Source organism: Collinsella sp. SGI.178 (assembly GCF_050313495.1).
Taxonomy (GTDB): Bacteria; Actinomycetota; Coriobacteriia; order Coriobacteriales; family Coriobacteriaceae; genus Collinsella.
In genome coordinates this window covers 1-223 of the sequence record NZ_JBNPLM010000073.1, presented here as the reverse complement: position 1 = coordinate 223, position 223 = coordinate 1, and the positions used below count along the sequence as shown (strand labels likewise).

Genomic DNA, 223 nt, shown 5'->3' with positions numbered 1-223 from the left:
CGATTTGTAGTAAACAAATCGGACTACTCTTTCGGTGCAAAGGGCGTCGAATTGACGTTATTGAAACCAATGGCAACCGATTCATTGACTTATGACGACCTCAAAAAACATGGAGTAGGCCAGCTACTCAATCCTTCAAGAATTTCGGAGAAGACTTTACGTCACATCTTGAGCGTGGAGCCAGAACTAGAGGTGTATTTGAATGCATAAGGAATTTTTCCCC

1 protein-coding gene is annotated in these 223 nt (G+C 42.6%); it reads left to right on the top strand.

The window, feature by feature from the left end:
* Window positions 1-210, top strand: a 210-nt coding sequence (locus ACQRAQ_RS08690) for a hypothetical protein (protein ID WP_427794567.1), incomplete at its 5' end; no start/stop codon positions are given.
* Between the last annotated feature and the right edge of the window lie 13 nt (window positions 211-223).